The sequence below is a fragment of the Arthrobacter sp. AOP36-A1-22 genome (assembly GCF_052377615.1).
Classification (GTDB): domain Bacteria; phylum Actinomycetota; class Actinomycetes; order Actinomycetales; family Micrococcaceae; genus Arthrobacter_H.
This window is the reverse complement of sequence record NZ_JBQSWX010000070.1, coordinates 1-307: the sequence shown is the minus strand read 5'-3', so window position 1 is coordinate 307 and position 307 is coordinate 1. Positions and strand designations below refer to the sequence as shown.

1 pseudogene is annotated in these 307 nt (G+C 63.2%); it reads left to right on the top strand.

Annotation, left to right across the window (positions count from 1 at the left end):
* Positions 1–307: pseudogene (locus tag ACT3S2_RS15850) on the top strand (IS3 family transposase); the annotation flags it as partial.

Sequence of the window (307 nt, the reverse complement as noted above, 5' to 3'; positions counted from 1 at the left end):
ACACGCCTACTCGAGCAGGAGAACGAAGTCCTCCGCCGTGCTGCTGCCTATTTATCTCAGGCGAATCTGCCCTCAAAAGGTTCTACCCGCTCGTAAGAGAGCTCGCCGCAGACGGGATCCCCGTCGCGGTGTCGTGTCGGGTTTTGAAGTTCTCCCGCCAGCCCTACTACCGCTGGCTGTCCGCTCCTGTCTCCGAAGCGGACCTGGTCTCCGCCTACCGGGCGAACGCCCTCTTCGATGCCCACCGGGACGACCCGGAGTTCGGGTACCGATATCTGACCGACGAGGCGGAAACCGCCGGGTATCC